This is a genomic window from Pseudomonas sp. PI1 (assembly GCF_000812405.1).
Lineage (GTDB): Bacteria > Pseudomonadota > Gammaproteobacteria > Pseudomonadales > Pseudomonadaceae > Pseudomonas > Pseudomonas citronellolis.
Map to the genome: position 1 here is coordinate 60,881 of NZ_JWMC01000022.1, position 23,585 is coordinate 84,465.

Genomic DNA, 23,585 nt, shown 5'->3' on the forward strand with positions numbered 1-23,585 from the left:
GCGGGCGGACTGGCTAGACTCCATCCACGCGGATGGGCGGTCGTTTCGTCCAGCGCTCCGCCATGCCTGGCGGGGCCAGGGAAAGGTAGCCATGCACGACAAGGCCAAAGCCAATGCGCCGGGGGAGCCGGCGGCCAGCACCAGCGGACTGGACCTGGCCGACCAGCGTCTGCTGATGCGCCTGGTCTTCTTCTGCACCGGGCTGACCCTGGGAATCTTCTCGGTGCTCCAGTGCCTCAACGGCAACTACCTGCTGGCTGGCCTGGAGGCGCTGGTCTGCGCGCTGCTGCTGTGGGCCACCTCGCGCCTGGCGCGGGTGCGCGACCTGACGCCGTGGATCTACGCCTACCTGCTGCCCACCTTCTGCTTCCTGGTCTACATCATCATCATGCCGCAGGCCTCGGCCACGGCCTTCGTCTGGCTCTACCTGATGCCGGTGATGGCCTACCTGCTGCTGGGCGCGTGGCGCGGCTTCCTGCTCTCGGTGCCCTTCGTCGGCGTGGCCGCGCTGCTCTACCTGCGCCAGCACCCGCTGCGCCTGGACGCCCCGGGGATGATCGACCTAGGCAACGCCATCCTCTGCGGCCTGCTGATCATGGCCTTCGTGCACATCTACGAAACCCGCCGCGCCCAGGCCCAGCAGTTGCTGCAGCGCCTGGCGCTGAGCGACGCGCTGACCGGCGTGGCCAGCCGCGAGGCGTTCCAGCGCGCGGTGCTGCGTTGCCTGGAGGATTCCCACGGCAACGGCCAGCGCTGGGTGCTGGTGCTGCTGGACGTGGACCACTTCAAGGACGTCAACGACCGCTGGGGCCACGACGCCGGCGACAAGGCCCTGCAGTACCTCTGCGCCCGGCTGCGCCTGCACCTGCGCGCCGGCGACATGATCGGCCGCCTGGGCGGCGAGGAGTTCGCCCTGCTGCTGCGCAACACCGTCCGCTTCGACGCCGCACCGCTGGTGGAGCGCCTGCGCACGGACCTGGCGGCCAACCCGCTGCTGTACCGCGGCCATGTCATCCCGCTGTCGGCCACCTTCGGCCTGGCCGAGTGGCCGGTGGACGGCGACGACGCCGAGGCCCTGTACCGTTGCTGCGACCACCGCCTGTACCGCGGCAAGGCCCAGGGGCGCAACCGCCTGGTCTGCAGCGACGGCTAGGCCGGCACCGGGCGCGGCGCCCAGGCCCGCTTCAGGCGTCGGCCCAGGCGCAGTTCCACCCATTCGTAGCTCAGCCAGGACAGCAGCAGGATAGCCGGCAGGCACAGCGCCAGCGTCTGGTACGGGCCCAGGCCCAGGCGCTGGTGCAGCCAGTAGCTGGCCAGCCACAGCACTATCACGTGGACCAGGTACACCGAATAGCTCCAGTCGCCCAGCGCCTTGAGCGGGCGGCAGCCGGCGAACCATGGCTCCAGCGCCACGCAGGCGGCCACCAGCGCCGCGCTGGGCAGGCCCCAGGTCAGCGGGCGCCAGGGATGGTCGGCGGGGAAGTGCAGCAGCACCAGCACCGCGCCCAGCGCCAGGGGCAGTGCCACCGATGCCCGCAGGCGCAGCAGGCCGCGGCGGTACAGCTCGGCCAGCAGCAGGCCGAAGAGGAATTCGCAGACGATGGGGTTGCGGTAGAAATTGCTCAGCCACGGCGCCTTCGCCAGCACGCCGCTGACCAGCGCCAGCAACGCGCCCACCAGCCAGGGGCGCCAGCGTTCGCCCACGGCGAAGGAGAGGGCGAACAGCAGGTAGAAGAGCATCTCGAAGTTCAGCGTCCAGCCCACCGGCAGTATCGGGTAGAAGCCGAAGCCGCCGGGGTTCTGGCTGGGCAGGAAGAGCAGCGACAGCAGCAGCTGCGGCAGGGCCACGCCGTAGACCGGCATCAGGTTGCCGAAGGCGTAGAGGATCAGCGCGGTGATGGCGGTGTACAGCCAGTAGGCCGGGGCGATGCGCGCCAGCCGCTGGGCCAGGAAGGTCAGGCCGGGCACCTGGCGCCCGGCGCAGGACAGCTGGATGACGAAGCCGCTGAGGACGAAGAAGATGTCCACCCCGACCTGGCCGCGGGTGGACAGCAGGCGCCCGCCGAGGCTGTCGGCGCGAAAATCGAAGAACACCTGCATGAAGTGATGGAACACCACCAGCCAGGCGGCCAGGGCCCGCAGCGCCTGAAGGGAAACCAGCATCGCTACCTCTGTGCTTGCCAATGAAAAGGGGCGCCGGCGGGCGCCCCTTTCCTCGACAGCGGTTTTCCCGCCGGGGTTCAGCGCAGCTGCCCGGTGGCATGCGGGTATTCGCCCCAAGGGCATTTGCGCAAGAGCGCAGGGCGCTTCCGCCAACTCGCCCGGATGGCCTGGCCATAGCGGCTTTCGGGAATTTCAATCACCGGCCGGTACAAGGTCTGTATGCTGGAAATCTGCGCCGCGGTAGCGGCATTTGCCGACGATTTGCCGCATAATCGGCGGTTATTCGAGCGCCGCGCAGCGCCGTCGCCGTTGGGCGGTGGAAGATGCCGGCGCGCCACCTTCGATGGCACACTGCCTGGTCATCAGGCCGTGCCCTCAGGCCCTGCGGGCCGAACCCCTTTTGCAGTGCCGGCCCGCGGGCGGGCACATCGATGCCTAACCATGCTGCCGGGGCCGGCAGCCAGATTGAGAAGAGGATTGACCGTGCATAAAGTCGTGATCAGCGGAACCGGTCTCTATACCCCGCCGTTCAGCATCTCCAACGATGAACTGGTGGAGTCCTTCAATGCCTACGTCCGCCAGTACAACGACCAGCACGCCGAAGCCATCGCCAAGGGCGAGCTGGAAGCGCTGAGCGAATCCAGCTCGGCGTTCATCGAGAAGGCCTCCGGCATCAAGAGCCGCTTCGTGGTCGACAAGCAAGGCATCCTCGACCCGCAGCGCATGGTCCCGCGCATCCCCGAGCGCAGCAACGACGACTGGGGCATCCTCTGCGAGATGGCCGTGCACGCCGCCAAGGAGGCGCTGCACCGGGCCGGCCGCAGCGCGGCGGACATCGACGGCGTCATCGTCGCCTGCTCCAACCTGCAGCGTGCCTACCCGGCGGTGGCCATCGAGGTCCAGGCCGCCCTCGGCATCCAGGGCTTCGGCTTCGACATGAACGTCGCCTGCTCCTCGGCCACCTTCGGCCTGCAGGCCGCGGCCAACGCCGTGCAACTGGGCCAGGCCCGCGCCATCCTGATGGTCAACCCGGAAATCTGCACCGGCCACCTGAATTTCCGCGACCGCGACAGCCACTTCATCTTCGGCGACGCGGCCACCGCGGTGATCGTCGAGCGCGCCGACCAGGCCATCGGCAAGCAGCAGTTCGACATCGTCAGCACCAAGCTGCTGACGCAGTTCTCCAACAACATCCGCAACAACTTCGGCTTCCTCAACCGCGCCGCGGAAGAGGGCATCGGCCAGCGCGACAAGCTGTTCGTCCAGGAAGGCCGCAAGGTGTTCAAGGACGTCTGCCCGATGGTCGCCGAGCTGATCGGCGAGCACCTGGCGCAGAACGACATCCCGGTCGGCGACGTCAAGCGCTTCTGGCTGCACCAGGCCAACCTCAACATGAACCTGCTGATCACCCGCAAGCTGCTCGGCCGCGACGCCGAGGCCCACGAGGCGCCGGTGATCCTCGACACCTATGCCAACACCAGCTCGGCCGGCTCGGTGATCGCCCTGCACAAGTACCACGAGGACCTGCCCGCCGGTTCCATCGGCGTGCTCAGCTCCTTCGGCGCCGGCTACTCCATCGGCAGCGTGATCCTGCGCAAGCGCTGACCGGGTGGGCGAAGCCGATGGCGAACTGCTGGCGCGCCTGCGCGCCGGCGAGGACGCGGCTTTCCGCGAGATGGTCGCGGCCTACCAGGGCGCCATGCGCGCCGTGGCCCTGGCCATCGTCGGCAGCGCCCACGCCGACGAGGTGGTGCAGGACGCCTGGCTCGCCGTGGTGCGCCACCTGGACGGCTTCCAGGGGCGCTCCAGCCTCAAGACCTGGCTGCTGACCGTTACCGCCAACACCGCCAAGAGCAAGCTGCGCCAGGTGCGCCGGGAAGTCTCCCTGGACGACCTGCCGGCGCCCCACGGCAGCATCGACGACAGCCGCTTCGCCGCCGACGGCCACTGGAGCGCCGCGCCCCTGGCCTGGCATTCGGACTCGCCCGAGGCCCTGCTGGCCGAGGACGAACTGCGCGAATGCCTGGAAAAGACCCTGCTGAGCCTGTCGGACCTGCAGCGCAGCGTGGTCCTGCTGCGCGAGCGCCAGGGCCTGGAATTGCAGGAAATCTGTAATCTTCTGTCGCTTTCCCTCTCCAATGTCCGGGTGCTGCTGCACCGCGGGCGGCTGAAGCTGTTCGCCACCCTGGAGCATTTCGAGGAGACCGGCCAATGCTGACCTGCAAGGAACTGGTGGCCCTCTCCAGCGACCTGCTGGACAGCCAGCTCGGCCTGCGCGAGAAACTCGCGGTGCGCCGCCACCTGCTGCTGTGCCGTCACTGCCGGCGCTTCATCCGCCAGATGCGCCTGACCCAGGCCAGCGTGCGCCGCCTGCCGGAAGACCGCGCCACCGGCCTGGACCTGCTGGCCGCCCGCCTGGCCGAACTGCGCCGGGACCACTCGCGGCGCTGAGCGCAATTGCGGATGAGATTCGTGCCTCCCTGTAAGCGGGCCCTGCCCGCGAAATCGCGCGCAGGGCGCGCTCCTACAGGGGAATGGCGTGGGTGGGGCAGCGCGGATCTCATCCGCGAACCGCGCCGGATCGTCCGGCTATCGCGGACAAGGTCCGCTCCTACGGGGGGAATACCGTGCCTCCCGGTAACCTGTAGCGGGCCCTGCCCGCGATTCGCGCGCAGGGCGCGCTCCTACAATGGGAATGGCGCGGGCGGGGCAGCGTAGGAGCGGATCTCATCCGCGATCCGCGCCGAAACCTCCGGCTATCGCGGACAAGGTCCGCTCCTACGGGGGAGAAATACCGTGCCTCCAGGCGCGGGCGGGGGGAATGGCGCAGGTAGCACACCGTAGGATGGGTTGAGCGAAGCGATACCCATCACCGTGACCGCATGGGTATCGCAAGCTCAACCCATCCTACGCAAAGCGCCCCGGCGCTCAGGCCCGTTCTCTAGCGGCCTCGTAGAGCCGGGAGGCATCGCGCAGCAACAGTTCGAGGCTGCCCAGGGCGCCGGCGAGGGTGCCCTCGTCCGGGCAGCCCAGGTCCGGCGCGCCGGCCAGCAGGCGCAGGGCGTCGCAGGCGGCGGAGTGACGGGCCTGGGCGGCGTCGAAGAGGTCGAGGGAAGTCGCTTCTTTGGAAATACGTAATGGATGCATGGTTGTGTCCTGACGAAAAGTACCTAGAACTGCCCGTCTGACGCCAATCAGGGAGGGCAGACCGTACAGGTTGGCGTACCGGTCAGAACATCCGGCGCATCCGAAGATGCCCTGCACGGCCTGCCCATGACACAGGTGCGACCATGCCGACGCTCGCCCTGAGGCTCGCGTCTGTTCTGATGCCGGGACGCCAATCCCGCACCGCTCGGTTGAGCGGCTGGGCAACGGTAAGGGCTGGTCGGCGCAACGTCAATCGATGGACGCCGCGCTTTTTGTAGGAACCATGTCTGCCCGTGATAGCTGTGGTGATGGGTATTGCTGCGCTCACCCCATCCTACGAAAGCCCATCGGCGCCAGCTTGGGCCTGGCTCGCCTGCCATGCCTCCAGCCCACCGGACAGCGCCCAGGCGCGCGGGTAGCCGTGCTTGCGCAGGCGCTCGGCGAGCATGGCCGCGGAGAGTTCGTTGGGGCAGGCGCAATAGATGACCACGTCGGCCTGGCCGAGGCTGTCGGCGAGCCCGTCCAGCGGGGTGTCCAGGGTCATCGGGATGGCGCCGGGGATGCCGTCCTCGCCGGCCTCGGCGCGCACGTCGAGGATCAGCGGGGTGTCGCCCTGGTCCAGGCGTTCGCGCAGTTCCTCGACGCTGATCCGGGGAATCCGCGCGGTGCGCCGCAGCAGGCTGTAGCGCTGCCACAGGCGCCAGGCGATGAACAGCGCGAAGGCCGCCAATAACAACAGCAGGCCGCGGGTCGCGTAGTCGTGCAGCCAGCCCAGCAGGCTGTCGACGGTGTCGCTGAAGATGGCGCCCAGCAGCAGCGCCGAGCCCACCCATAGCGCCGAGCCGGCGAAGTCGTAGCCGAGGAAGCGGCGCAGCGGCGTGCCGGTCATGCCGGCCAGGCTGGTGGACAGCGCGCCGGCGCCGGGCAGGAACTTGCTGATCAGCAGCGCGCGCGGGCCTATGCGCAGGTACAGGCTCTGGCTCTGGCGGATGCAGCTGTCGCGCGACAGCGACACCCTGCAGATGCTGCGCAGCAGAAAGCCGCCATAGCGGCGCCCGGCGAAGTACCAGGCGGTGTCGGCGATCAGGCAGGCCAGGGTGGCCACCGCCAGCGCCTCGCCCAGGGACACCCCGTGCCCCTGCAGCGCCAGGGCGCCGGCGACGATCAGTGCCGGGTAGGCCGGAATCGGCAGGCCCAGTTGCTCCAGCAGCACATTGAGGAAGAGCAGGGCAGGGCCGTAGCGTTCGATCAGCGGTTGCAGTTCTTGCATGGAATGGGCGCGGTGGCGGAGAGGGAGGCGACAGCATACTGCCGCTCGTCCGGTGCGTCAGTCCCCGCTGACAGTCGCTGCTGTCGGCCCATGACCGCGTAGTCGAGTTTTTCGGAAAAGTTCAGCTGTAACAAAAAGTTTATATCTATGCAGTCGATCTGAAATAACCCCCCGCCAAGATTCCCCGCAACACAGAAGAGCCGCCAAACGGCTGCGCGAGACCATGGGGGCCGCGCCCTGCATGCCAGGCGCTCAGCGTGTTCAACGCTTAAAACACCATAAGGGGAATCCTGATGATCCGTAAGAACTACGCCGGTTTTGCCATGGGCGGCCTGGCGCAGGCCGTGCTCGGCGCCAGCATTGTCGTACCCGCAGTCGCTCACGCCGACTTCATTTCGGACAGCAAGGCCAACGTTGAACTGCGCAACTTCTACTTCAACCGCGATTTCCGCAGCTCCACCCAGGCGCAGCAGAGCAAGCAGGAAGAGTGGGGCCAGGGCTTCATCCTGAAATTCGAGTCGGGCTACACCGACGGCACCATCGGCGTGGGCGTCGACGGCATCGCCGCGCTGGGCCTGAAGCTGGACTCCAGCGCCGACCGCACCGGCACCGGCCTGCTGCCGAAGACCGCCGATGGTGATGCGCCGGACGACTTCAGCAAGGGCGGCGCGACCCTCAAGCTGCGCTACGAGAAGAACACCCTGAAGATGGGCACCCTGACGCCCAAGCTGCCGGTCGTGGTGACCAACGACAGCCGCCTGCTGCCGCAGCTCTTCGTGGGTAGCGCGATCAACTCCACCCAGCTCGAAGGCCTGAACTTCGACGCCGGCCGCCTGAACCAGACCAACCGCCGCGATTCCTCCAACTACGAGGAAATGACCGTCACCACCGGCGGCAAGAAGAACATCACCGTGCGCAGCGGCAACACCACCAACGAGTTCGACTACGCCGGCGCCACCTACAACTGGACCAAGAACTTCAGCACCGGTTACCACTACGGCCAGCTGGACGACTTCTACAAGCAGCACTACCTGACCCTCGGCTGGACCCTGCCGATCGCCGAAGGCCAGTCGCTGAAATCCGACGTCCGCTGGGCCAAGTCCACCGACGATGGCGGCAGCAACGTCGACAACAAGGCGTTCAACGCCATGGTCACCTACAACCTGGGCTACCACGCCTTCGGCGTCGGCTACCAGAAGATGAGCGGCGACACCGGCTTTGCCTACATCAACGGTACCGACCCCTACCTGGTGAACTACATCCAGATCCTGGACTTCGCCAACAAGGACGAGAAATCCTGGCAGGCCCGCTACGACTACAACTTCGCCGGCCTCGGCATCCCCGGCCTGACCTTCATGACCCGCTACGTGAAGGGCGACAACGTCGACCTGCTGAACGCCAGCGGCGACGACGGCAAGGAATGGGAACGCGACACCGACATCGCCTACGTCGTCCAGGAAGGCGCGCTCAAGGGCTTCGGCATCAAGTGGCGCAACGCGACCACCCGCAGCGACTTCGCCCGCAACAGCGCCTCTTCCAACAAGGCCGACGAGAACCGCCTGATCCTCAGCTACACCATGCCGCTGTGGTAATGGCGGGCTGAAGCAAGACGTCACTCCTATGGTTTGAGCCCCGCCGCCTGGCGGGGCTTTTTTATCCGCCGAACCGCCCATCGCGGACGGAGTCCTCCTACAGGGGGGAACACCGCGATTTTCCAACTGCGGGCCCTGCCCGCGATTCGCGCGCAGGGCGCGCTCCTACAGGGGAGCGGCGCGGCTGGGGCAGCGTAGTGGATCTCATCCGCGATCCGCGCCGATACCTCCGGCTATCGCGGACAAGGTCCGCTCCTACGCCCTCCGGCAAACACAAGACCCGTAGGATGGCGTTGAGCGAAGCGATACCCATCACCACGACCGCATGGGTTTCGCCAAGGCTCAACCCACCCGTTGAGGCGCGCTTTGGCGCAGCCGGCAAGACAGTTGCTCCTACGCCATGCCCCAACCCCGTAGGATGGCGTTGAGCGAAGCGATACCCATCAGCATGGCCCGATGGGTTTCGCAAGCTCAACCCATCCTACGAAAAGCACCTCGACGCAGTCGGCTGCGGAAATGTCCGCGTGGTTTCCTCCATGGACGAAAGCGTCAATCCAGGCTGAGCGCTGCCGTCATTGAGGCGTGGCGGGGCTGGCACCTAACCTGCCGGCACTTCCACCGACCAGGGTTCGCCAGCATGCAGCGCATACACTTCGAGACCGAGCACAACCTGTTCCGCGATGCCTTCGCCGCCTTCCTCGCCAAGGAAGTGGTGCCGCACCAGGAGGCCTGGGAAGAGGCCGGGGTGGTCGACCGCAGCGTCTGGCTGAAGGCCGGCGAGCTGGGCTTCCTGCTGCCCTGGGCCGACGAGGAATACGGCGGCGCCGGGCTGAAGGACTTCCGCTACGAGCAGATCATGTGCGAGGAGCTGGCGCGCATCAACGAGCCGGGCTTCATGATCCCGCTGCACTCAGCGCTGTGCGGGCCCTACATCGCCGAATACGGCAACGCCGAGCAGAAGGCGCGCTTCCTGCCCGGGATCATCCGCGGCGAGACCATCCTTGCCGTGGCCATGACCGAGCCTTCTGCCGGTTCCGACCTGGCCGGCATGCGCACCACCGCCGTGGACAAGGGCGACCACTACGTCCTCAACGGCTCCAAGGTGTTCATCTCCAACGGCCTGCTGGCCGACCTGGTGATAGTCGCGGCCAAGACCGACCCGAACAACAAGCACGCCATGGGCCTGTTCCTGGTCGAGCGCGGCATGCCCGGCTTCGAGCGCGGGCGCAACCTGAAGAAGCTCGGCATGAAGAGCCAGGACACCGCCGAGCTGTTCTTCAACGACGTGAAGGTGCCCAAGGAAAACCTGCTGGGCGATGCCAAGGGCGGCTTCTACTACCTGATGAACATGCTCGCCCAGGAACGCCTGACCAACGCCTGCGGCGCGGTGGCCGGGGCCGAGGCGGCGCTGCAGGCCACCCTCGACTACGTGAAGGAGCGCAAGGCCTTCGACCGGCCCATCGCGCACTTCCAGAACACCCGCTTCAAGCTCGCCGAGATGCGCACCCAGGTGGACGTGGCCCAGGTGTTCACCGACCGTTGCGTGATGGACCACAACCAGAAGAAGCTCAGCCCCGAGGTGGCCGCCGAGGCCAAGCTGTTCACCACCGAACTGCTCGGCAAGGTGGTCGACGAGGGCGTGCAACTGCACGGCGGCTGGGGTTACATGTGGGAATACCCGATCTGCCGGATGTACGCCAACGCGCGCATCCAGCGCATCTTCGCCGGCACTTCGGAGATCATGAAGGAGATCATCAGCCGCGGCATGAAGCTCTGAGGCGCGGCTGCTTCGCTGGGCCCCCGCGAACGCGGGGGCGCGGAAAACCAGACCCAGGAGTTCCCATGAAAGGCCCGCTCGCCTCGCTGAAAGTCCTCGACTTCTCCACCCTGCTGCCGGGGCCCTTCGCCTCGCTGCTGCTGGCCGACATGGGCGCCCGGGTGCTGCGGGTGGAATCGCCCACGCGCATGGACCTGGTGCGCGTGCTGCCGCCCCATGACGACGGCGTCTCGGCCAGCCACGCCTACCTCAACCGCAACAAGCGCAGCATCGCCCTGGACCTGAAGCGGCCCGAGGCGGTGGAGGTGGTGAAGCAACTGGTGCGCGAGTACGACATCGTCCTGGAGCAGTTCCGCCCCGGCGTCATGGACAAGCTGGGTGTCGGCTACGAGGCGCTCAAGGCGATCAACCCGAGGCTGATCTATGTCTCCATCACCGGCTACGGCCAGACCGGGCCCTATCGCGACCGCGCCGGGCACGACATCAACTACCTGGCCCTGGCCGGCGTGGCCAGCTACACCGGGCGCCGCGACACCGGCCCGCTGCCCCTGGGCGTGCAACTGGCGGATATCGCCGGCGGCTCGCTGCACGGGGTGATGGGCTTGCTCGCTGCAGTTATCCACCGGCAGCAGACCGGCGAGGGCCAGCAGGTGGACATCAGCATGACCGACTGCGCCTTCAGCCTGAACGGCATGGCCGGCGCCGGCTACCTGGCCTGCGGCGTGGAGCCGGGCATGGAGACCCAGGCGCTGAACGGCGGCAGCTTCTACGACTATTACCGCACCCGCGATGGCCGCTGGTTCTCGGTCGGCAGCCTGGAGCCGCAGTTCATGCAGCAGTTCTGCGCCGCCATCGGCCGCCCGGAGCTGGCCACCCGCGGCCTGTCGCCCAAGGCAGAGGACCAGCGACTGCTCAAGCGCGAGATCGCCATCGAGTTCGAGAAGCGCGATTTCGCCGACTGGCGCGAACGCTTCGCCGCCGTGGACGCCTGCGTGGAACCTATGCTGCCGCTATCCGAAGCGGTGGAGCACCCGCAGATCCAGGCCCGCGGCCTGGTCACCGAAGTGCCCCGCGGCGATGGCCGCAGCCAGCGGCAGATGGCCTGCCCGATCCGCTTCTCCGCCGGCCTGCCGGCACCGAAACACATAGGCGTAGCGGCAGGCGCGCACAGCGCCGAGGTCCTGGCCGAACTGGGCTACAGCGACGAGCAGGTGGCGGCGCTTAAGGCCGCGGGCGCGGTGGGCTGAGGCTACTCGCGGACCACTTCCCCGGTGAACACCAGGGTGGTGCGGCAGCGCCGGCAGTAGTAGCGGCGGCCCTGGGCCACCAGGTTGTGGCGCTGGGCGGAGAAGGGGAAGTCGGGGTTCTCGTCGCAGCGGCAGCGGTAGATGTAGCGCGTGGCGCGGCGCCGCTTGATCTCGTAGGTGTGGCAGCGGTCCGGCGGCAGGCCGTAGACGCCGCGCATGATCAACTGCCACTCCTCGCCATGGGGGCGGATGCGCGGGCCGAACATCTGGTGCGCGATCAGGTGGGCGACCTCGTGGGCCACGGTCTGCTTGAGGAAGTGCTCGCGGTTCTCGCGGTAGAGCTGGGGGTTGAAGCGCAGCAGGTTCTCGTCCAGATGCGCCACCCCGGCCTTCTGCCCGCGCAGGCGGAAGCTCACTTCCGGACGCGGGAAGCGGCGCTGGAAGAAGCTTTCCGCCAACTGGTAGCAGGCTTCGACACGGGCGTTGAGCTGTTCGGGCATACAGTATTTTCTCCGACGGCTGCCGATTATGCCGCAGGCGCCGGCGTTGTGCAGGCCGCTCGTCTGCCGTGCAGGTTCGGGCAAGTGGCGGGGAGTTTCAGGCAAGGAAGATCAGGTGTTGTAGGAGCGAGCTTGCTCGCGAAGGGAGTTTCCCTGTTATTCCTGTTTGGCTTGGCACACCGCTCCCTCTCCCTAACCCTCTCCCTGAAGGGAGAGGGGACCGTTCGGTGAGGTTGGGTGTTTCGGCGTCAGTTGGAGGCGAAGGTTCAGGTTGAAACCATGCCCACCAGCCGGTACGGACAAGCTCCCTCTCCCTTCAGGGAGAGGGCTGGGGAGAGGGTTGCGGACTTCGACAACGCTCTGTGGCCAAGCCAGAAACCAAACCCCAAAAAACGAAAACCGGGCCCCCAGGGCCCGGTCTGCATTCGCCAGTCAAGTCTCAGGTATATTCCGGTCCCACCCCGCTCCCCCAGAGGATCACCGACAGCGCGATCATCGCCACCAGCACCACCAGGCCCACCGCCAGCACCGAGCTGGAGAACAGGAAGCCTTCGTCCTTGGGAATGTTCATGAAGGTCGGGATGCCGACGTACAGCAGGTAGACCGTGTAGCAGATCGCCGCGGTGCCTATGACCATGCCCAGCCACAGGTGCGGGTAGAGCGCGGCCACGCCGCCGATGAACAGCGGGGTCGCCGTATAGGCGGCGAACACGATGCACTGGGTCATGCTCGGAGTGGCGTCGTAGGTGCGCGCCATCCAGTGGATGAAGGCGCCCATGACGGCGACGCCGGCGAGCATCGCCACGTAGGTGAGCACGGTGAGCTGGATCGCGCTCGCTGGTGTCAACTTGACCGGTCCCGCGCTGCCCAGCACCCAACCCACCTGGGTGGTGCCAATGTAGGCGCAGATGACCGGGATGGCAGCCAATATCAGCACATGGGTCAGGTACATGTGGCTGATGCTTTCTTCTTCGCCGCGGATTTCCTGCCATTCCTGATCGGGATGGGTGAAGAGCCCCCACACATGATGGATCATCTCGGCAACCTCCTCGTTATTATGCAGGCCGCCTCCCAGCGCCGCGCCGGGGACGCATGGCCAGCGCCTTCCGGTGCCCGTCAGACTCGTGCGACCTTGTGTCGCAGTATAGGAAAGCCCCGAAGGCCGCGTCCTGCCTGGGGTTAGAGCAAATCGGAGCTTCATGGGCGGCTGTAATAGCGCTCGAGAATTTCCATCGCCTTGTTGATCGACTGCAGGCGCGTGGTGCTGCCGCCGCGGTCCGGGTGGTGCTGGCTGACCAACTGGCGGTAGCGCAGCTTGATCAGCGCGTAGTCCACCGGGCCGTCCTCCAGTTCGAACAGGGCCAGCGCGGCGGCCTTCTCGCCGTCGCCCTGCATGCGCGTCCAGAAGCTTTCCAGCAGCTTTTCCACGTCGCGCTCGGTGGTGTCGCGCAGGTTGCTTTCGTCCAGGTAGTAGTCGCGCAGCGGGTCGCTCTCCACCAGGCCCGGCGCGCCGGGTTGCCAGGGCAGCAGGCGGATCTGCAGCGGGCCGATCTGCAGGAAGCCGGCTTCTTCGGCGCAAAGCTGGTCGCGCAGGCGGTAGAGGGCGTTGAACACCAGGAAGTGGGTGCGGAACAGCACCAGCTTGTCCAGCAGCGGCAGGTGCGGGACATGGGTGGAATGCCGCGCCTTCAGTTGCTGGATCAACTGATATTCGGAAAGGCCTTCAGGGGCCTCGCGCAGCAGTTCGAGCAACTGCCCGGCGAGGTCGAGGCGGGCGTCGAGGTCGGGAGTCATGGGCATGAGCCTAGCATCAGGCTACCGATGAAGGCGGGGTGCGCGTAAAATAACCAGCTTTTCGTCTTCCCCCCGGATTCCACAGCACCATGGCCAGCACCCTTTCGGTCAACCAGAACAAACTGCAGAAACGCCTGCGCCGCCAGGTCGGCGAGGCCATCGCCGACTTCAACATGATCGAGGACGGCGACAAGGTCATGGTCTGCCTGTCCGGCGGCAAGGACAGCTACACCCTGCTCGACATCCTGCTGTACCTGCAGAAGGTCGCGCCGATCCAGTTCGAGATCGTCGCGGTCAACATGGACCAGAAGCAGCCCGGCTTCCCCGAGCACGTGTTGCCGGCCTACCTGGAATCCATCGGCGTGCAGTACCACATCATCGAGAAGGACACCTATTCGGTGGTGAAGGAGAAGATCCCCGAGGGCAAGACCACCTGCTCGCTGTGCTCGCGCCTGCGCCGCGGCACGCTCTACACCTACGCCGACGAAATCGGCGCGACCAAGATGGCGCTGGGGCACCACCGCGACGACATCCTCGAGACCTTCTTCCTCAACATGTTCTACGGCGGCACCCTCAAGGCCATGCCGCCCAAGCTGCTGTCCGACGACGGCCGCAACGTGGTGATCCGCCCGCTGGCCTACTGCAACGAGAAGGATATCGAGGCCTACTCGGTGCTCAAGGAATTCCCGATCATCCCCTGCAACCTCTGCGGTTCGCAGGAGAACCTGCAGCGCCAGGTGGTCAAGGAAATGCTGCTGGAATGGGAGCGCAAGACCCCCGGCCGCACCGAGATCATGTTCCGCGCCCTGCAGAACGTGGTGCCCTCGCAACTGGCCGACCGCAACCTGTTCGACTTCGCCAGCCTGCGTATCGACGACACCGCCACGCCGCGCTTCGTCGACGTGATGAACCTGTAATAAAGGAAGGGCGATGCGCGACTACCAATGGCTGCACGAATACTGCCTGAACCGCTTCGGCTCGGCGGCGGCGCTGGAAGCGCGCCTGCCGCAGCCCAAGAGTCCGGCCGAACTGGCCGCGGTGAGCGATGACCGCTACCTGTCGCTGATCAGCCTGCGCATCTTCCGCGCCGGCCTCAAGCACAGCCTGGTGGATGCCAAGTGGCCGGCCTTCGAGGAAGTGTTCTTCGGCTTCGACCCGCAGAAGGTGGTGCTCATGGGCGGCGAGCGCCTGGAGAACCTGATGCAGGACACCCGCCTGATCCGCCACCTGGGCAAGCTCAAGAGCGTGCCGCGCAACGCCCAGATGATCCTCGACATCGCCCATGAGCACGGCAGCTTCGGCAAGCTGCTGGCGGACTGGCCGGTGACCGACATCGTCGGCCTGTGGAAGCTGCTGGCCAAGCGCGGCAACCAGCTCGGCGGCCTGTCGGCGCCGCGCTTCCTGCGCATGGCCGGCAAGGACACCTTCATCCCCAGCGACGACGTGGTCGCCGCGCTCAAGGCCCAGGAAATCGTCGACAAGGCGCCCACCAGCCAGAAGGACCTCGCCGCCGTGCAGGCCGCCTTCAACGCCTGGCACGAGCAGAGCGGCCGGCCGCTGTGCCAGCTCTCGATGATGCTGTCGTACACCGTCAACCACTAGAGCCCCAGGCGGCCGCTGCCGACCATCCACAGCGCGGTCAGCGCCAGGGCCAGCACCAGCGCGCCCAGCGCCCGCTCCCCGGCGTTGCCGAAGGCCGCGAGGCCGCGCTGGCGCCGGGCGTGGACGAAGAAGCCCAGCCCCGGGGCGTAGAGAATCATCGACAACAGCAGGTACTTCAGCCCGGCGGCATACAGCAGCCAGACGCCGTAGAGCGTGCCCAGCGTCGCCATCGCCAGCAGCGCCGGGCTCGGCTGCCGCAGCACGCGCTTGAGGCAGAAGCCGGCGCACAACAGGTAGGGGATCAGCGCCATCGAGGTGGCCAGCTGGATCAGCGCGTTGTAGCCGGAGGCGTTGAGGAAGGCGACCAGCAGCAGCGCCGAGATCAGCGCGTTGGTCAGCCACAGCGCCGGGGCCGGCGTCTCCACGTCGTTGGTCCTGCCGAACAGCGCCGGCGCGGTGTGCCCTTCGCCGCGGCTGGCCAGGTAGAGCATCTCCACCGCCAGCATGGTCCAGGCCAGCAGGGCGCCGCCCACCGAAACGATCAGGCCGACGTTGATCAGCGTGGCGCCCCAGGGGCCCACGGCCGCGGCCATCACCTGGGCCATCGACGGGTTCTTCATCTGCGCCAGCTCGTGCTGCGGCACCACCCCTAGCGACAGCACCGAGACGCAGACCAGCAACAGCAGGGTGATGACGAAGCCGAGCAGGGTGGCCCGGCTGACGTCGGCCGCGCGCCGCGCGTGGCTGGCATAGACGGTGGCGCTTTCGATGCCGAGGAAGACCCACACGGTGTACAGCATGGTGGTTTCCACCTGGCGGGTGATGCTGCCCAGCGCCGGGCTGCCCCAGAAATCCAGGCGGAACACCTCGACGCGGAAGGCCAGGGCGACGCAGAGGATGAACAGGGCGATGGGCACCACCTTGGCCAGGGTGACGATGGCGTTGGTGATGGCCGCGTTGTGCACCCCGTGCAGGACGAAGGCGTGCATCAGCCAGAGCACCGCCAGCTCGCCGAGCAGCGCCGGCCAGGTGGTGCCGTCGCCGAAGAAGGCCAGCGCGCCGAACGAGCCCAGGGCGCTGAACAGCACGACGAGGTAGCCGGCATTGCCGACCCAGGCGGAAATCCAGTAGCCCCAGGCGGCATTGAAGCCCAGGTACTCGCCGAAGCCCTCGCGGGCGTAGCCGTAGACGCCATCGTCCAGTTCCGGGTAGGTGGTCGACAGCCACTGGAAGACCCGCGTCAGCGTCAGCATGCCGACGAAGGTGATGCCCCAGGCGATGAGAATGGCCCCGGCGCCGGCGCCTTCGGCCATGTTCTGCGGCAGGCTGAAGATACCGCTGCCGATGATGCCGCCCACCACCAGGGCGGTCAGCGCCGGCAGGCCGAGTTTTCCTTTATCCGAAATCGACATCTTGCGCCTCCGAGACGGCAACCGGTGGCGTGGCGGCATCTGCCGCCACGCATGACGCCGACGCAGGGGAGGGGGCCCGTGCCGGCGCGACGGGCCGGCAGGCCCGCCGCTGGAGCGGCCGTTCAGAAGCGCAGGGACATGCAGCTGACGCCGCCGTCGATCTTGCGGTACTCGGAGGTGTCGACCTCGATCACCCGGTAGCCTAGGTCGGCGATCTTCTGCCGCGTGCGCGGATAGCCGGCGGGCATGATCACCCGTTCGTTGACCCAGATGCAGTTGGCCGCGTAGGCCTCCTCCTCGGGGATCTCGACGATGTTCAGGTGCTGGAACTCCGGCTTGTCGATGAACTCGCCGGCGGCCAGCAGGTTGCCGTGCTCCAGGTAGGCCAGCCCGGTCTTCAGGTGCAGCACCTTTTCCAGGCGCACCACCGAGCCGGTGAAGCCGTGCTTGGCGAGGAGGGCGATCATCTGCCGGGCGCCTTCGGCGTTGGTCCGCGCCGATTCGCCGATATAGAAGTGCTCGCCGACCATCATGATGTCGCCGGCCTCCACCGTGCCGGGTGCTTCGATGCGCTCGACCTTGCCCGGATAGAAGCGCTGGATGGTCTGCTCGATGATCGCGGTCTCGCCGCGCCGCGACTCGGCGCCGGGGCGGGTGATGATGGCGCAGCGCGAGGTGCAGAGCACCGGGTCCTCGACGAACACCGAGTCGGGGAAGCGCTCGTCCGGCGGCAGCAGGGTGATGTCCAGGTCGCAGGTCTGCAGCGCGCGGATGTAGGCGTTGTGCTGCTCCAGGGCCCTGGCGAAGTCCGGTTTGCCCAGGTGGCTGGAGGTCAGGCCGTCGACCAGGCTGCTGGCCGGGGTGCGGGCGATGATGTGCTTGAACATGGCGTTTCCTCTTGCAGGTGGATGCTTGCCGTGTTGCAAGGCGTGCGCCAGGCGGGTCGGCGCGCCGCGGACGATTTTCCTGGCCTGGCGTTGACCCGCAGCGGGGCGGGCTCGCGCGCTTTCGTCGAAACTGGGACAGTTGTCGAAAACCGGACGGATATAAAAGGCTGGGCTGCCATGGCTGTTGTCGAGAACGCGACGGTTCCTACGGAAAAGGACGAATTGCGCTGGCTGGTGGACAGCCTGGCGCCGATCTTCGATGGGCTGCGGCAACCGGTCACGGTGGTCGATACCCGGGGGCGCTTCGTCTACTACAACCAGGCCAGCGGCCTGCTCGACGGCCTAGATCCGCGGCAGGCGCTGGGCATGCACGTGCTGCAGAGCGCGCCTTGGCTGGAGGCGGAGCAGAGCACCTTGCTGCGCTGCCTGGCCCAGGAGCGGCCCTCCATCGATACACTGCAGGCCTATGTCGGCGCCGGCGGCGAGCTGTTGCAGTACCGGCACCGGGCGATCCCGCTGCACGGCCGCGGCGGCCAGTTGCTCGGGGCGATGGAGGTGGGTGAGGTGGTGGCGGAATGCGCTGCAGCGGACGACGAACCGGACTGCCCGCCGATCCTCAGCGTCACCCCCGGCCTGCAGCGGCAGTTGCAGCGCCTGGACGTCTTCGCCGCGACCGACCTGCCGCTGCTGATCCATGGCGAGACCGGCACCGGCAAGGAACTCTTCGCCCGCCGCGCCCACGCCCTCAGCCCGCGGCGCAACGGCCCGATGATCAGCCTGAACTGCGCGGCCATCCCCGAGACGCTGCTGGAGAGCACCCTGTTCGGCACCACCCGCGGCGCCTTCACCGGCGCCGAGAACCGCAAGGGCATGTTCGCCCTGGCCGAAGGCGGCACGCTGTTCCTCGACGAGATCAACTCCATGCCCATGGCCCTGCAGAGCAAGCTGCTGCGCGTGCTCCAGGACGGCAGCTACCTGCCGCTGGGCGGTCTGCGGCCGTTGCGCGCGGACGTGCGCCTGGTCGCTGCGAGCAACCAGGCACCGCGCCAGGCGATCGCCGAGGGGCGCTTGCGCGAGGACTTGTATTACCGGCTGGAGGTCGGTTGCCTGAGCATTCCGCCGCTGCGCGAGCGCCCCGCTGACGTCGAATTGCTGGCCCGGGCCTTCGTGCGCCGCGACGCGCGCAGCCTGAACCCGCGGGTGACGGCCCTGGGGCCGCGGGCGCTGGCGCGCCTGCAGGCCTGCGCCTGGCCGGGCAACGTGCGCCAGCTGGAAAACGTGATCCGCCGCAGCCTGCTGCTGCATGGCCAGGGCGGACCGGTGCTCGACGAAGTGGTCTTCGCCGGCGAGGAGCCACGGGACATGGCGGTGGCCGGAGACGAGCCGCCGGCGCTGGGCCTGCGCGAGAGGCTGGCGGAACAGGAGCGCAAGCTGATAGAAGAGGCCTTGCGCCGGGCGCGGGGCAACCTCTCGCAGGCCGCCGCCAGCCTGCGCATCCCACGGACGACGCTGCTGGGGCGCCTGCAGCGCCTGGCCATACAGCACCCACCCGCTGGCGACACGCCGGCCTGACAGGAATCCGCCCATGGACCCATCAATGGCCGCGCTCGTCCAAGCCGTGCAGGCCGCCGAACGCATCCTGGTGATCACCGGCGCCGGCCTCTCGGCGGATTCCGGCATGCCCACCTACCGTGGCCTGGGCGGCCTGTACAACGGCGTGACCGAGGAGGGTATCGCCATCGAGCAGGCCATCTCCGGGCCCATGCTGCGGCGCGACCCGGCGCTGTGCTGGAAGTACCTGGCGCAACTCGGCCGGGCCTGCCTCGCGGCAGCGCCCAACGCCGGCCACGAGGCAATCGCCGAACTGCAGCGGCGCAAGCCGGAGTGCTGGGTGCTGACGCAGAACATCGACGGCTTCCACCGCCAGGCGGGCTCGCCGATGGAACGGCTGATCGAGATCCACGGCGAACTGCGGCCGCTGTTCTGCCAGTCCTGCGGGGCCGAGAGCGATGAGCTGGAGGAACACCTGCAGCGTCCGCTGCCACCGCGATGCGCGGTCTGTGGCGGTGTACTGAGGCCGCCGGTGGTGCTGTTCGAGGAGATGTTGCCGGAGGCGGCGATCGACAGCCTCTACGGCGAATTGCGCAAGGGCTTCGAAGTCGTGCTGCTGGTGGGGACCACGGCGAGCTTCCCCTACATCGTCGAGCCGGTGCTGCGCACCCGGGCCGCCGGCGGCTTCGTCGCCGAGGTGAATCCGGCGCCGACCGAGCTCAGTTCGAGGGTCGATGCAAAAATTGCAGGACGAGCCTTAGACATTCTGCCGCAACTGATAGGTCACATTTCGCGATAAAAAACTTGCATCGGCTCGATCGAGCGGGCAAATTAGCGCGCTAATGGAACTAATGAGACACGGTCGTGCCCATGCTTAGACGCTTCGCACCCCTCGTGCCCATGAGTTTCGTCTTGCTGCTGGCCGCTTGCGCCAGCCATTCGCCAGAGTCCCAGCCGGGTCAACAGCAGGTCGCCGTAGAGCAGGCCACCCGCAGCTGGGCTCAGATTGACCACCATCAGGCAACGCTGGCGGATGTAGAAGACGAGGGGGCAGGAAATGATAACGGGAACCCGTCAGGGCGGGTTTCCAGCATTCTGGATCGCGCATTCGAACTGATCGGCACGCCGTATCGCTTCGGGGGCCGTTCGGAAAAAACCGGTTTCGATTGCAGCGGCTTCGTCGGCTACCTGTTCCGTGAAGAGGCTGGGATCAAGCTGCCGCGTTCCACGCGCGAGATGATCACCATGGACGTTCCGCTGGTCTCCAAGGAAGACCTGCAACCGGGCGACCTGATCTTCTTCAACAACCGTGGTCGCGGACGTGTGAGCCACGCCGGCATCTACATCGGCGATGGCCAGTTCATCCACTCCGCCAGCCGCCGTGGCGGTGGTGTACGGGTGGACAACCTGGACGACAGCTACTGGCGCCTGAGCTACATGGAAGCCAAGCGCGTCCTGGAGCCGGGTTACCAGGCGCAACAGACGGTAACGCGCTAATCTTAAAGTTTTACTTTAAGTATTGCGCTTAAGCGTTTGACGGTGCAAAGTGATGGCATTCCTGAACAGGGGATGCCATCACATGCATACCTCCCTCCGCATCATCACCCTCGCACTCGTTTCCCTGCTGGCCGCCTGCGCCAGCCATACGCCGCCCGCGCCGCCGCCGGTGGTCTACGCGCCCTCGAACAACTTCAGCGATTCCCAGGCTGCGGACGACGTGCTGATCCGTGCCATCGGCCTGGTGGGTACGCCCTATCGCTGGGGCGGCAATACCCCGGATGGCGGGTTCGACTGCAGCGGCCTGATCGGCTACGTCTACCGCGACGCCACCGGCCTGCAACTGCCGCGCTCCACCCGCGAGATGATCGGCATGCGCGCCCCCGTGGTCGGCCGCGAAGGCCTGCAGAGCGGCGACCTGGTGTTCTTTGCCACCAACGGTGGACGCAACGTCAGCCATGCGGGTATCTATGTCGGCGAGGGGCGCTTCGTGCATGCGCCCAGAACGGGCGGGACCGTGCGCCTGGACAGCCTCGACAGCCCCTACTGGCAGCGGGCCTTCCTGGAAGCCAAACGCGTCCTCGCGGTACAGAGCCTCGCCCTCCACCCCTGATCTCCAGGAGGGCCACATGACCACCCGTACGCTCAACCTCGACGACGCGCTCTACCAATACCTGCTCGACACCTCCCTGCGCGACACCCCGCTGAAGGCGCGCCTGCGCGAGAAAACCGCCGCCCTGCCCACGGCGCGCTGGCAGATCGCCCCCGAACAGGGCCAGTTCCTGGCCTTGCTGGTCAAGCTGACCGGCGCCCAGCGCATCCTCGAAGTGGGCACCTTCACCGGCTACAGCGCCCTGTGCATGGCCGAGGCGCTGCCCGAAGACGGCCACATCCTCTGCTGCGACCTGCCCGGAGACTACAACGCCACAGCTCAGTCCTACTGGCGCGAAGCCGGCGTCGAAGGCCGCATCGAACTGCGCCTGGGCCCAGCGCTGGACACCCTGGCCGGCCTGGAAAGGGTAGGGCAGGCGGGCAGCTTCGACATCGCCTTCATCGACGCCGACAAGGCCAACTACCCACGCTACCTGGAACACGCCCTGACCCTGCTGCGCCAAGGCGGCCTGGCAATTTTCGACAACGTGCTGTGGAGCGGCCGGGTACTCGAAACCAACCCGCAAAGCGCCGACACCCGCGCCATCCAGCAACTGAACCTGGCACTGAAAAGCGACGCGCGGGTGGACTATTCGCTGCTGCCGCTGGGCGATGGCATGGGGCTGTGTCGCAAGCGCTGAATTGGTGCTGAGCGGGTATCCATTTTTTCCGACAGTGCCATCGTTGCCTGCAGATAATGCCTGGGTTAGATTCCTACCCTATCGGGCCGATAGCTCAGCTGGGAGAGCGCCGCGTTCGCAATGCGGAGGTCGGGAGTTCGATCCTCCTTCGGTCCACCAGCTATTAGAGAACCCAGCCATTCGGCTGGGTTTTTTATGCCTTACATGGGCGCTGCTTTATATATAAAATATTTTTATGTTTACTTTTGAGGGTTATGGATTGAAGGCGCTCGTAGGGCAAAGAAGCGATTTATTTAGACAATTTACGTGGAGTGGGGCGGTATCTCTGCTCTTTGTCTTGGTGGCATTCTTGTGGTTTGGCCATCGAGGCTTGAATCTGTGGGATGAGGGTTTCCTGTGGTATGGCGTTCAGCGGACTATGTTGGGGGAAGTGCCTCTCAAAGACTTTATGTCATATGATCCGGGGCGTTATTACTGGTCGGCGGCGGTGATGTCCATGATGGGGGGAGATGGAATAGTCTTTCTTCGTGTGGCAGTTTCTATTTTTCAATTTTTTGGGCTGTTCTGTGGGGTATATCTAATCGCTCGGTCTCGTCCCCGCTTGAGGAGCGTAGATGGGGTCGTTCTCCTGTTTGCTGCAGCTGTTTTTGTGCTTTGGATGTTTCCGCGTCATAAGTTGTTTGATATTTCCATTTCGATATTTCTGGTCGGGATATTGGCATGTCTTGCGGGCTCCAGAACTCCTCGTCACTATTTTGGGGCGGGAGTTGGGGTCGGATTGATTGCTTTTTTAGGGCGTAACCACGGAGTGTATGGGGCTGTGGCGAGCGTGGCTGTAATGGCTTGGTTATTAATTGGGGAGGGGGCGAGAGAGGCTGCAGTAAAGAAAATTTCTTCTTGGTGCGTAGGCGTTGTGGTGGGATACGCTCCTATGCTTTTCTTGATTCTCTTCGTTCCTGGTTTTGAGGATGCATTTTTAAATGGAGTGAAATTTCAGATTTCCCGAGGCTCAACGAACCTCCCTCTCCCTATTCCCTGGCCATGGCTTGTTGATTTTTCCACGTCATTTTGGTTGGACAGCCTGCGAGCGTTTTTGGTTGGTGTTCTTTTTGTTTCTTTATTGATATTTGGGGGGCTTTCTCTTCTGTGGGTTTTTCTTGAAAGACTGAGAGGTAGGGCCGTTCCGCCGGTTTTTGTAGGTGCTGCTTTCTTGTCGCTACCTTACGCGCACTATGCTTATTCACGTGCGGATGTAGGTCATCTTTCTCAAGGGATTTTCCCTCTGCTTATAGGTTGCTTACTCCTGATCTTCCGACAGAATGGGAAGAGGAGGGGGCTTTTGCTATTGGGGCTATTGGCGATTAGTCTAATCGGTGTCGGAGCCAATCAGCCAGGTTGGAACTGTAGTGGAGATAACCGATGCGACAAGCTAGTGGTAGCTGGCGATAAGTTGGAAGTGGACTCTGCGACTGCAAAAAATGTCCAGCTCATATTGGATCTTGCTGAAAAGTATTCAGGAGAGCATCGCGCATTTATAGCGACTCCGTATTGGCCGGGTGCCTATGCGCTGCTTGGTGTCAAGTCTCCACTTTGGGCGAACTACGCCCTGTGGTCGCGTGGGGTCGATTTTGAGCAAGAGGAAATTGAGCGAATCAAAGCGGCGAATCCAGGTGTGATAATTATTGTCGACCTTCCTCTGGATGGTCGTGAGGAACTGAGGTTTAGAAATACTAATCCGCATATATATGAGTATGTAGTGGAAAATTTCCACGCTTTACCTGACTCCGATGCTCGTTGTCCGTCTTGTCGTGTGTTCGTAGCTAAGGATTTTTCTGGCGAGGATTGATATGTTTT

At 65.6% G+C, this 23,585-nt stretch carries 23 protein-coding genes and 1 tRNA gene; 16 read left to right on the forward strand and 8 right to left on the reverse strand.

Annotation, left to right across the window (positions count from 1 at the left end; all coding sequences use genetic code 11):
* The first annotated feature begins 91 nt into the window (after positions 1 to 91).
* Positions 92 to 1,153 carry a GGDEF domain-containing protein gene (locus RN02_RS09280; RefSeq protein WP_043314192.1) on the forward strand — a complete coding sequence of 354 codons (1,062 nt, stop codon included), beginning with the start codon at positions 92 to 94 and terminating at the stop codon, positions 1,151 to 1,153.
* Here the strand turns inward: RN02_RS09280 and RN02_RS09285 are convergent.
* Positions 1,150 to 2,163, reverse strand: coding sequence for an acyltransferase family protein (locus RN02_RS09285; protein ID WP_043314193.1), 1,014 nt, complete (start codon positions 2,161 to 2,163; stop codon positions 1,150 to 1,152). The genes RN02_RS09280 and RN02_RS09285 overlap by 4 nt on opposite strands.
* A 483-nt stretch (positions 2,164 to 2,646) precedes the next feature.
* On the opposite strand from RN02_RS09285, the gene RN02_RS09290 reads away from it, so the two are divergent.
* From RN02_RS09290 to RN02_RS09300, 3 genes are all read left to right on the forward strand, one after another.
* Positions 2,647 to 3,768: a beta-ketoacyl-ACP synthase III gene (locus RN02_RS09290; protein ID WP_009618505.1), complete on the forward strand. Its 1,122-nt coding sequence runs from the start codon at positions 2,647 to 2,649 to the stop codon at positions 3,766 to 3,768.
* Positions 3,769 to 3,838: 70 nt separating this feature from the next.
* A complete protein-coding gene (locus RN02_RS09295) occupies positions 3,839 to 4,381 on the forward strand; it encodes an RNA polymerase sigma factor (RefSeq protein ID WP_236695171.1) in 543 nt (180 codons plus the stop codon).
* On the forward strand, positions 4,375 to 4,614 hold the full coding sequence (locus tag RN02_RS09300) for a zf-HC2 domain-containing protein (RefSeq protein ID WP_009618502.1): 240 nt from the start codon (positions 4,375 to 4,377) through the stop codon (positions 4,612 to 4,614). The genes RN02_RS09295 and RN02_RS09300 overlap by 7 nt, the downstream gene beginning before the upstream one ends.
* 477 nt (positions 4,615 to 5,091) lie before the next feature.
* Here the strand turns inward: RN02_RS09300 and RN02_RS09305 are convergent, their stop codons facing one another.
* Both RN02_RS09305 and RN02_RS09310 read right to left on the reverse strand, forming a co-directional pair.
* Positions 5,092 to 5,310, reverse strand: coding sequence for a hypothetical protein (locus RN02_RS09305; RefSeq protein ID WP_043314195.1), 219 nt, complete (start codon positions 5,308 to 5,310; stop codon positions 5,092 to 5,094).
* Between the two features lie 334 nt (positions 5,311 to 5,644).
* A complete protein-coding gene (locus RN02_RS09310) occupies positions 5,645 to 6,580 on the reverse strand; it encodes a DedA family protein/thiosulfate sulfurtransferase GlpE (protein WP_043314196.1) in 936 nt (311 codons plus the stop codon).
* Positions 6,581 to 6,873: 293 nt separating this feature from the next.
* Here RN02_RS09310 and RN02_RS09315 point away from each other — a divergent pair, with 293 nt between their 5' ends.
* From RN02_RS09315 to RN02_RS09325, 3 genes are all read left to right on the forward strand, one after another.
* Positions 6,874 to 8,172, forward strand: a complete 1,299-nt coding sequence (locus tag RN02_RS09315; RefSeq protein ID WP_082033747.1) for an OprD family porin — start codon at positions 6,874 to 6,876, stop codon at positions 8,170 to 8,172.
* Between the two features lie 637 nt (positions 8,173 to 8,809).
* Positions 8,810 to 9,949: an acyl-CoA dehydrogenase family protein gene (locus tag RN02_RS09320; protein WP_043267805.1), complete on the forward strand. Its 1,140-nt coding sequence runs from the start codon at positions 8,810 to 8,812 to the stop codon at positions 9,947 to 9,949.
* 65 nt (positions 9,950 to 10,014) lie between these two features.
* Positions 10,015 to 11,196, forward strand: coding sequence for a CaiB/BaiF CoA transferase family protein (locus RN02_RS09325; RefSeq protein WP_043314197.1), 1,182 nt, complete (start codon positions 10,015 to 10,017; stop codon positions 11,194 to 11,196).
* A 2-nt stretch (positions 11,197 to 11,198) separates the two neighbouring features.
* Here RN02_RS09325 and RN02_RS09330 read toward each other — a convergent pair whose 3' ends face one another.
* From RN02_RS09330 to RN02_RS09340, 3 genes are all read right to left on the reverse strand, one after another.
* Positions 11,199 to 11,696: a SprT family zinc-dependent metalloprotease gene (locus RN02_RS09330; protein WP_009618490.1), complete on the reverse strand. Its 498-nt coding sequence runs from the start codon at positions 11,694 to 11,696 to the stop codon at positions 11,199 to 11,201.
* Between the two features lie 439 nt (positions 11,697 to 12,135).
* The gene (locus tag RN02_RS09335; RefSeq protein WP_009618488.1) at positions 12,136 to 12,732 is read right to left on the reverse strand and encodes a Yip1 family protein; all 597 of its coding nucleotides are present in this window, start codon (positions 12,730 to 12,732) and stop codon (positions 12,136 to 12,138) included.
* A gap of 161 nt (positions 12,733 to 12,893) precedes the next feature.
* Positions 12,894 to 13,490, reverse strand: a complete 597-nt coding sequence (locus tag RN02_RS09340) for a DNA-J related domain-containing protein (protein WP_043314250.1) — start codon at positions 13,488 to 13,490, stop codon at positions 12,894 to 12,896.
* 89 nt (positions 13,491 to 13,579) lie between these two features.
* Here RN02_RS09340 and ttcA point away from each other — a divergent pair, with 89 nt between their 5' ends.
* Positions 13,580 to 14,407 (forward strand): tRNA 2-thiocytidine(32) synthetase TtcA, encoded by an 828-nt coding sequence (gene ttcA, locus RN02_RS09345; RefSeq protein WP_009618484.1) that lies wholly within the window; start codon positions 13,580 to 13,582, stop codon positions 14,405 to 14,407.
* Positions 14,408 to 14,420: 13 nt separating this feature from the next.
* On the forward strand, positions 14,421 to 15,092 hold the full coding sequence (locus RN02_RS09350) for a DNA-3-methyladenine glycosylase I (protein ID WP_043314198.1): 672 nt from the start codon (positions 14,421 to 14,423) through the stop codon (positions 15,090 to 15,092).
* Here RN02_RS09350 and RN02_RS09355 read toward each other — a convergent pair.
* Together RN02_RS09355 and ddaH are read right to left on the reverse strand one after the other, a co-directional pair.
* Positions 15,089 to 16,504 (reverse strand): basic amino acid/polyamine antiporter, encoded by a 1,416-nt coding sequence (locus RN02_RS09355; RefSeq protein WP_043314199.1) that lies wholly within the window; start codon positions 16,502 to 16,504, stop codon positions 15,089 to 15,091. The two genes, RN02_RS09350 and RN02_RS09355, sit on opposite strands and share 4 nt — an antisense overlap.
* Before the next feature lie 122 nt (positions 16,505 to 16,626).
* Positions 16,627 to 17,391, reverse strand: coding sequence for a dimethylargininase (gene ddaH / locus RN02_RS09360; RefSeq protein ID WP_043314200.1), 765 nt, complete (start codon positions 17,389 to 17,391; stop codon positions 16,627 to 16,629).
* Positions 17,392 to 17,568: 177 nt separating this feature from the next.
* Between ddaH and RN02_RS09365 the strand changes: the two genes are divergently transcribed.
* The 7 genes from RN02_RS09365 (at position 17,569) to RN02_RS32195 (ending at position 23,577) form a co-directional block, all read left to right on the forward strand.
* A complete protein-coding gene (locus RN02_RS09365; RefSeq protein WP_043314201.1) occupies positions 17,569 to 18,963 on the forward strand; it encodes a sigma-54 interaction domain-containing protein in 1,395 nt (464 codons plus the stop codon).
* 13 nt (positions 18,964 to 18,976) lie between these two features.
* A complete protein-coding gene (locus RN02_RS09370; RefSeq protein ID WP_043314202.1) occupies positions 18,977 to 19,741 on the forward strand; it encodes an NAD-dependent deacylase in 765 nt (254 codons plus the stop codon).
* A gap of 65 nt (positions 19,742 to 19,806) precedes the next feature.
* On the forward strand, positions 19,807 to 20,439 hold the full coding sequence (locus RN02_RS09375; RefSeq protein WP_089391873.1) for a C40 family peptidase: 633 nt from the start codon (positions 19,807 to 19,809) through the stop codon (positions 20,437 to 20,439).
* A gap of 82 nt (positions 20,440 to 20,521) precedes the next feature.
* Entirely contained in the window at positions 20,522 to 21,052 is a 531-nt protein-coding gene (locus RN02_RS09380) for a C40 family peptidase (RefSeq protein ID WP_043314203.1), read from the forward strand.
* A gap of 16 nt (positions 21,053 to 21,068) precedes the next feature.
* Positions 21,069 to 21,731, forward strand: a complete 663-nt coding sequence (locus tag RN02_RS09385; RefSeq protein ID WP_043314204.1) for an O-methyltransferase — start codon at positions 21,069 to 21,071, stop codon at positions 21,729 to 21,731.
* An 83-nt stretch (positions 21,732 to 21,814) separates the two neighbouring features.
* Positions 21,815 to 21,890, forward strand: a tRNA-Ala gene (locus RN02_RS09390).
* A gap of 100 nt (positions 21,891 to 21,990) precedes the next feature.
* Positions 21,991 to 23,577 (forward strand): hypothetical protein, encoded by a 1,587-nt coding sequence (locus RN02_RS32195; protein WP_082033752.1) that lies wholly within the window; start codon positions 21,991 to 21,993, stop codon positions 23,575 to 23,577.
* Positions 23,578 to 23,585 lie beyond the last annotated feature (8 nt).

Excerpts from the sequence above, each read along its gene's own strand:
- RN02_RS09280 (WP_043314192.1), top strand. The coding sequence starts at position 92 with ATGCACGACAAGGCCAAAGCCAATGCGCCGGGGGAGCCGGCGGCCAGC.
- RN02_RS09285 (WP_043314193.1), bottom strand. The coding sequence starts at position 2,163 with ATGCTGGTTTCCCTTCAGGCGCTGCGGGCCCTGGCCGCCTGGCTGGTG.
- RN02_RS09295 (WP_236695171.1), top strand. The coding sequence starts at position 3,839 with ATGGTCGCGGCCTACCAGGGCGCCATGCGCGCCGTGGCCCTGGCCATC.
- RN02_RS09300 (WP_009618502.1), top strand. The coding sequence starts at position 4,375 with ATGCTGACCTGCAAGGAACTGGTGGCCCTCTCCAGCGACCTGCTGGAC.
- RN02_RS09305 (WP_043314195.1), bottom strand. The coding sequence starts at position 5,310 with ATGCATCCATTACGTATTTCCAAAGAAGCGACTTCCCTCGACCTCTTC.
- RN02_RS09310 (WP_043314196.1), bottom strand. The coding sequence starts at position 6,580 with ATGCAAGAACTGCAACCGCTGATCGAACGCTACGGCCCTGCCCTGCTC.
- RN02_RS09315 (WP_082033747.1), top strand. The coding sequence starts at position 6,874 with ATGATCCGTAAGAACTACGCCGGTTTTGCCATGGGCGGCCTGGCGCAG.
- RN02_RS09320 (WP_043267805.1), top strand. The coding sequence starts at position 8,810 with ATGCAGCGCATACACTTCGAGACCGAGCACAACCTGTTCCGCGATGCC.
- RN02_RS09325 (WP_043314197.1), top strand. The coding sequence starts at position 10,015 with ATGAAAGGCCCGCTCGCCTCGCTGAAAGTCCTCGACTTCTCCACCCTG.
- RN02_RS09330 (WP_009618490.1), bottom strand. The coding sequence starts at position 11,696 with ATGCCCGAACAGCTCAACGCCCGTGTCGAAGCCTGCTACCAGTTGGCG.
- RN02_RS09335 (WP_009618488.1), bottom strand. The coding sequence starts at position 12,732 with ATGATCCATCATGTGTGGGGGCTCTTCACCCATCCCGATCAGGAATGG.
- RN02_RS09340 (WP_043314250.1), bottom strand. The coding sequence starts at position 13,490 with ATGACTCCCGACCTCGACGCCCGCCTCGACCTCGCCGGGCAGTTGCTC.
- ttcA (WP_009618484.1), top strand. The coding sequence starts at position 13,580 with ATGGCCAGCACCCTTTCGGTCAACCAGAACAAACTGCAGAAACGCCTG.
- RN02_RS09350 (WP_043314198.1), top strand. The coding sequence starts at position 14,421 with ATGCGCGACTACCAATGGCTGCACGAATACTGCCTGAACCGCTTCGGC.
- RN02_RS09355 (WP_043314199.1), bottom strand. The coding sequence starts at position 16,504 with ATGTCGATTTCGGATAAAGGAAAACTCGGCCTGCCGGCGCTGACCGCC.
- ddaH (WP_043314200.1), bottom strand. The coding sequence starts at position 17,391 with ATGTTCAAGCACATCATCGCCCGCACCCCGGCCAGCAGCCTGGTCGAC.
- RN02_RS09365 (WP_043314201.1), top strand. The coding sequence starts at position 17,569 with ATGGCTGTTGTCGAGAACGCGACGGTTCCTACGGAAAAGGACGAATTG.
- RN02_RS09370 (WP_043314202.1), top strand. The coding sequence starts at position 18,977 with ATGGACCCATCAATGGCCGCGCTCGTCCAAGCCGTGCAGGCCGCCGAA.
- RN02_RS09380 (WP_043314203.1), top strand. The coding sequence starts at position 20,522 with ATGCATACCTCCCTCCGCATCATCACCCTCGCACTCGTTTCCCTGCTG.
- RN02_RS09385 (WP_043314204.1), top strand. The coding sequence starts at position 21,069 with ATGACCACCCGTACGCTCAACCTCGACGACGCGCTCTACCAATACCTG.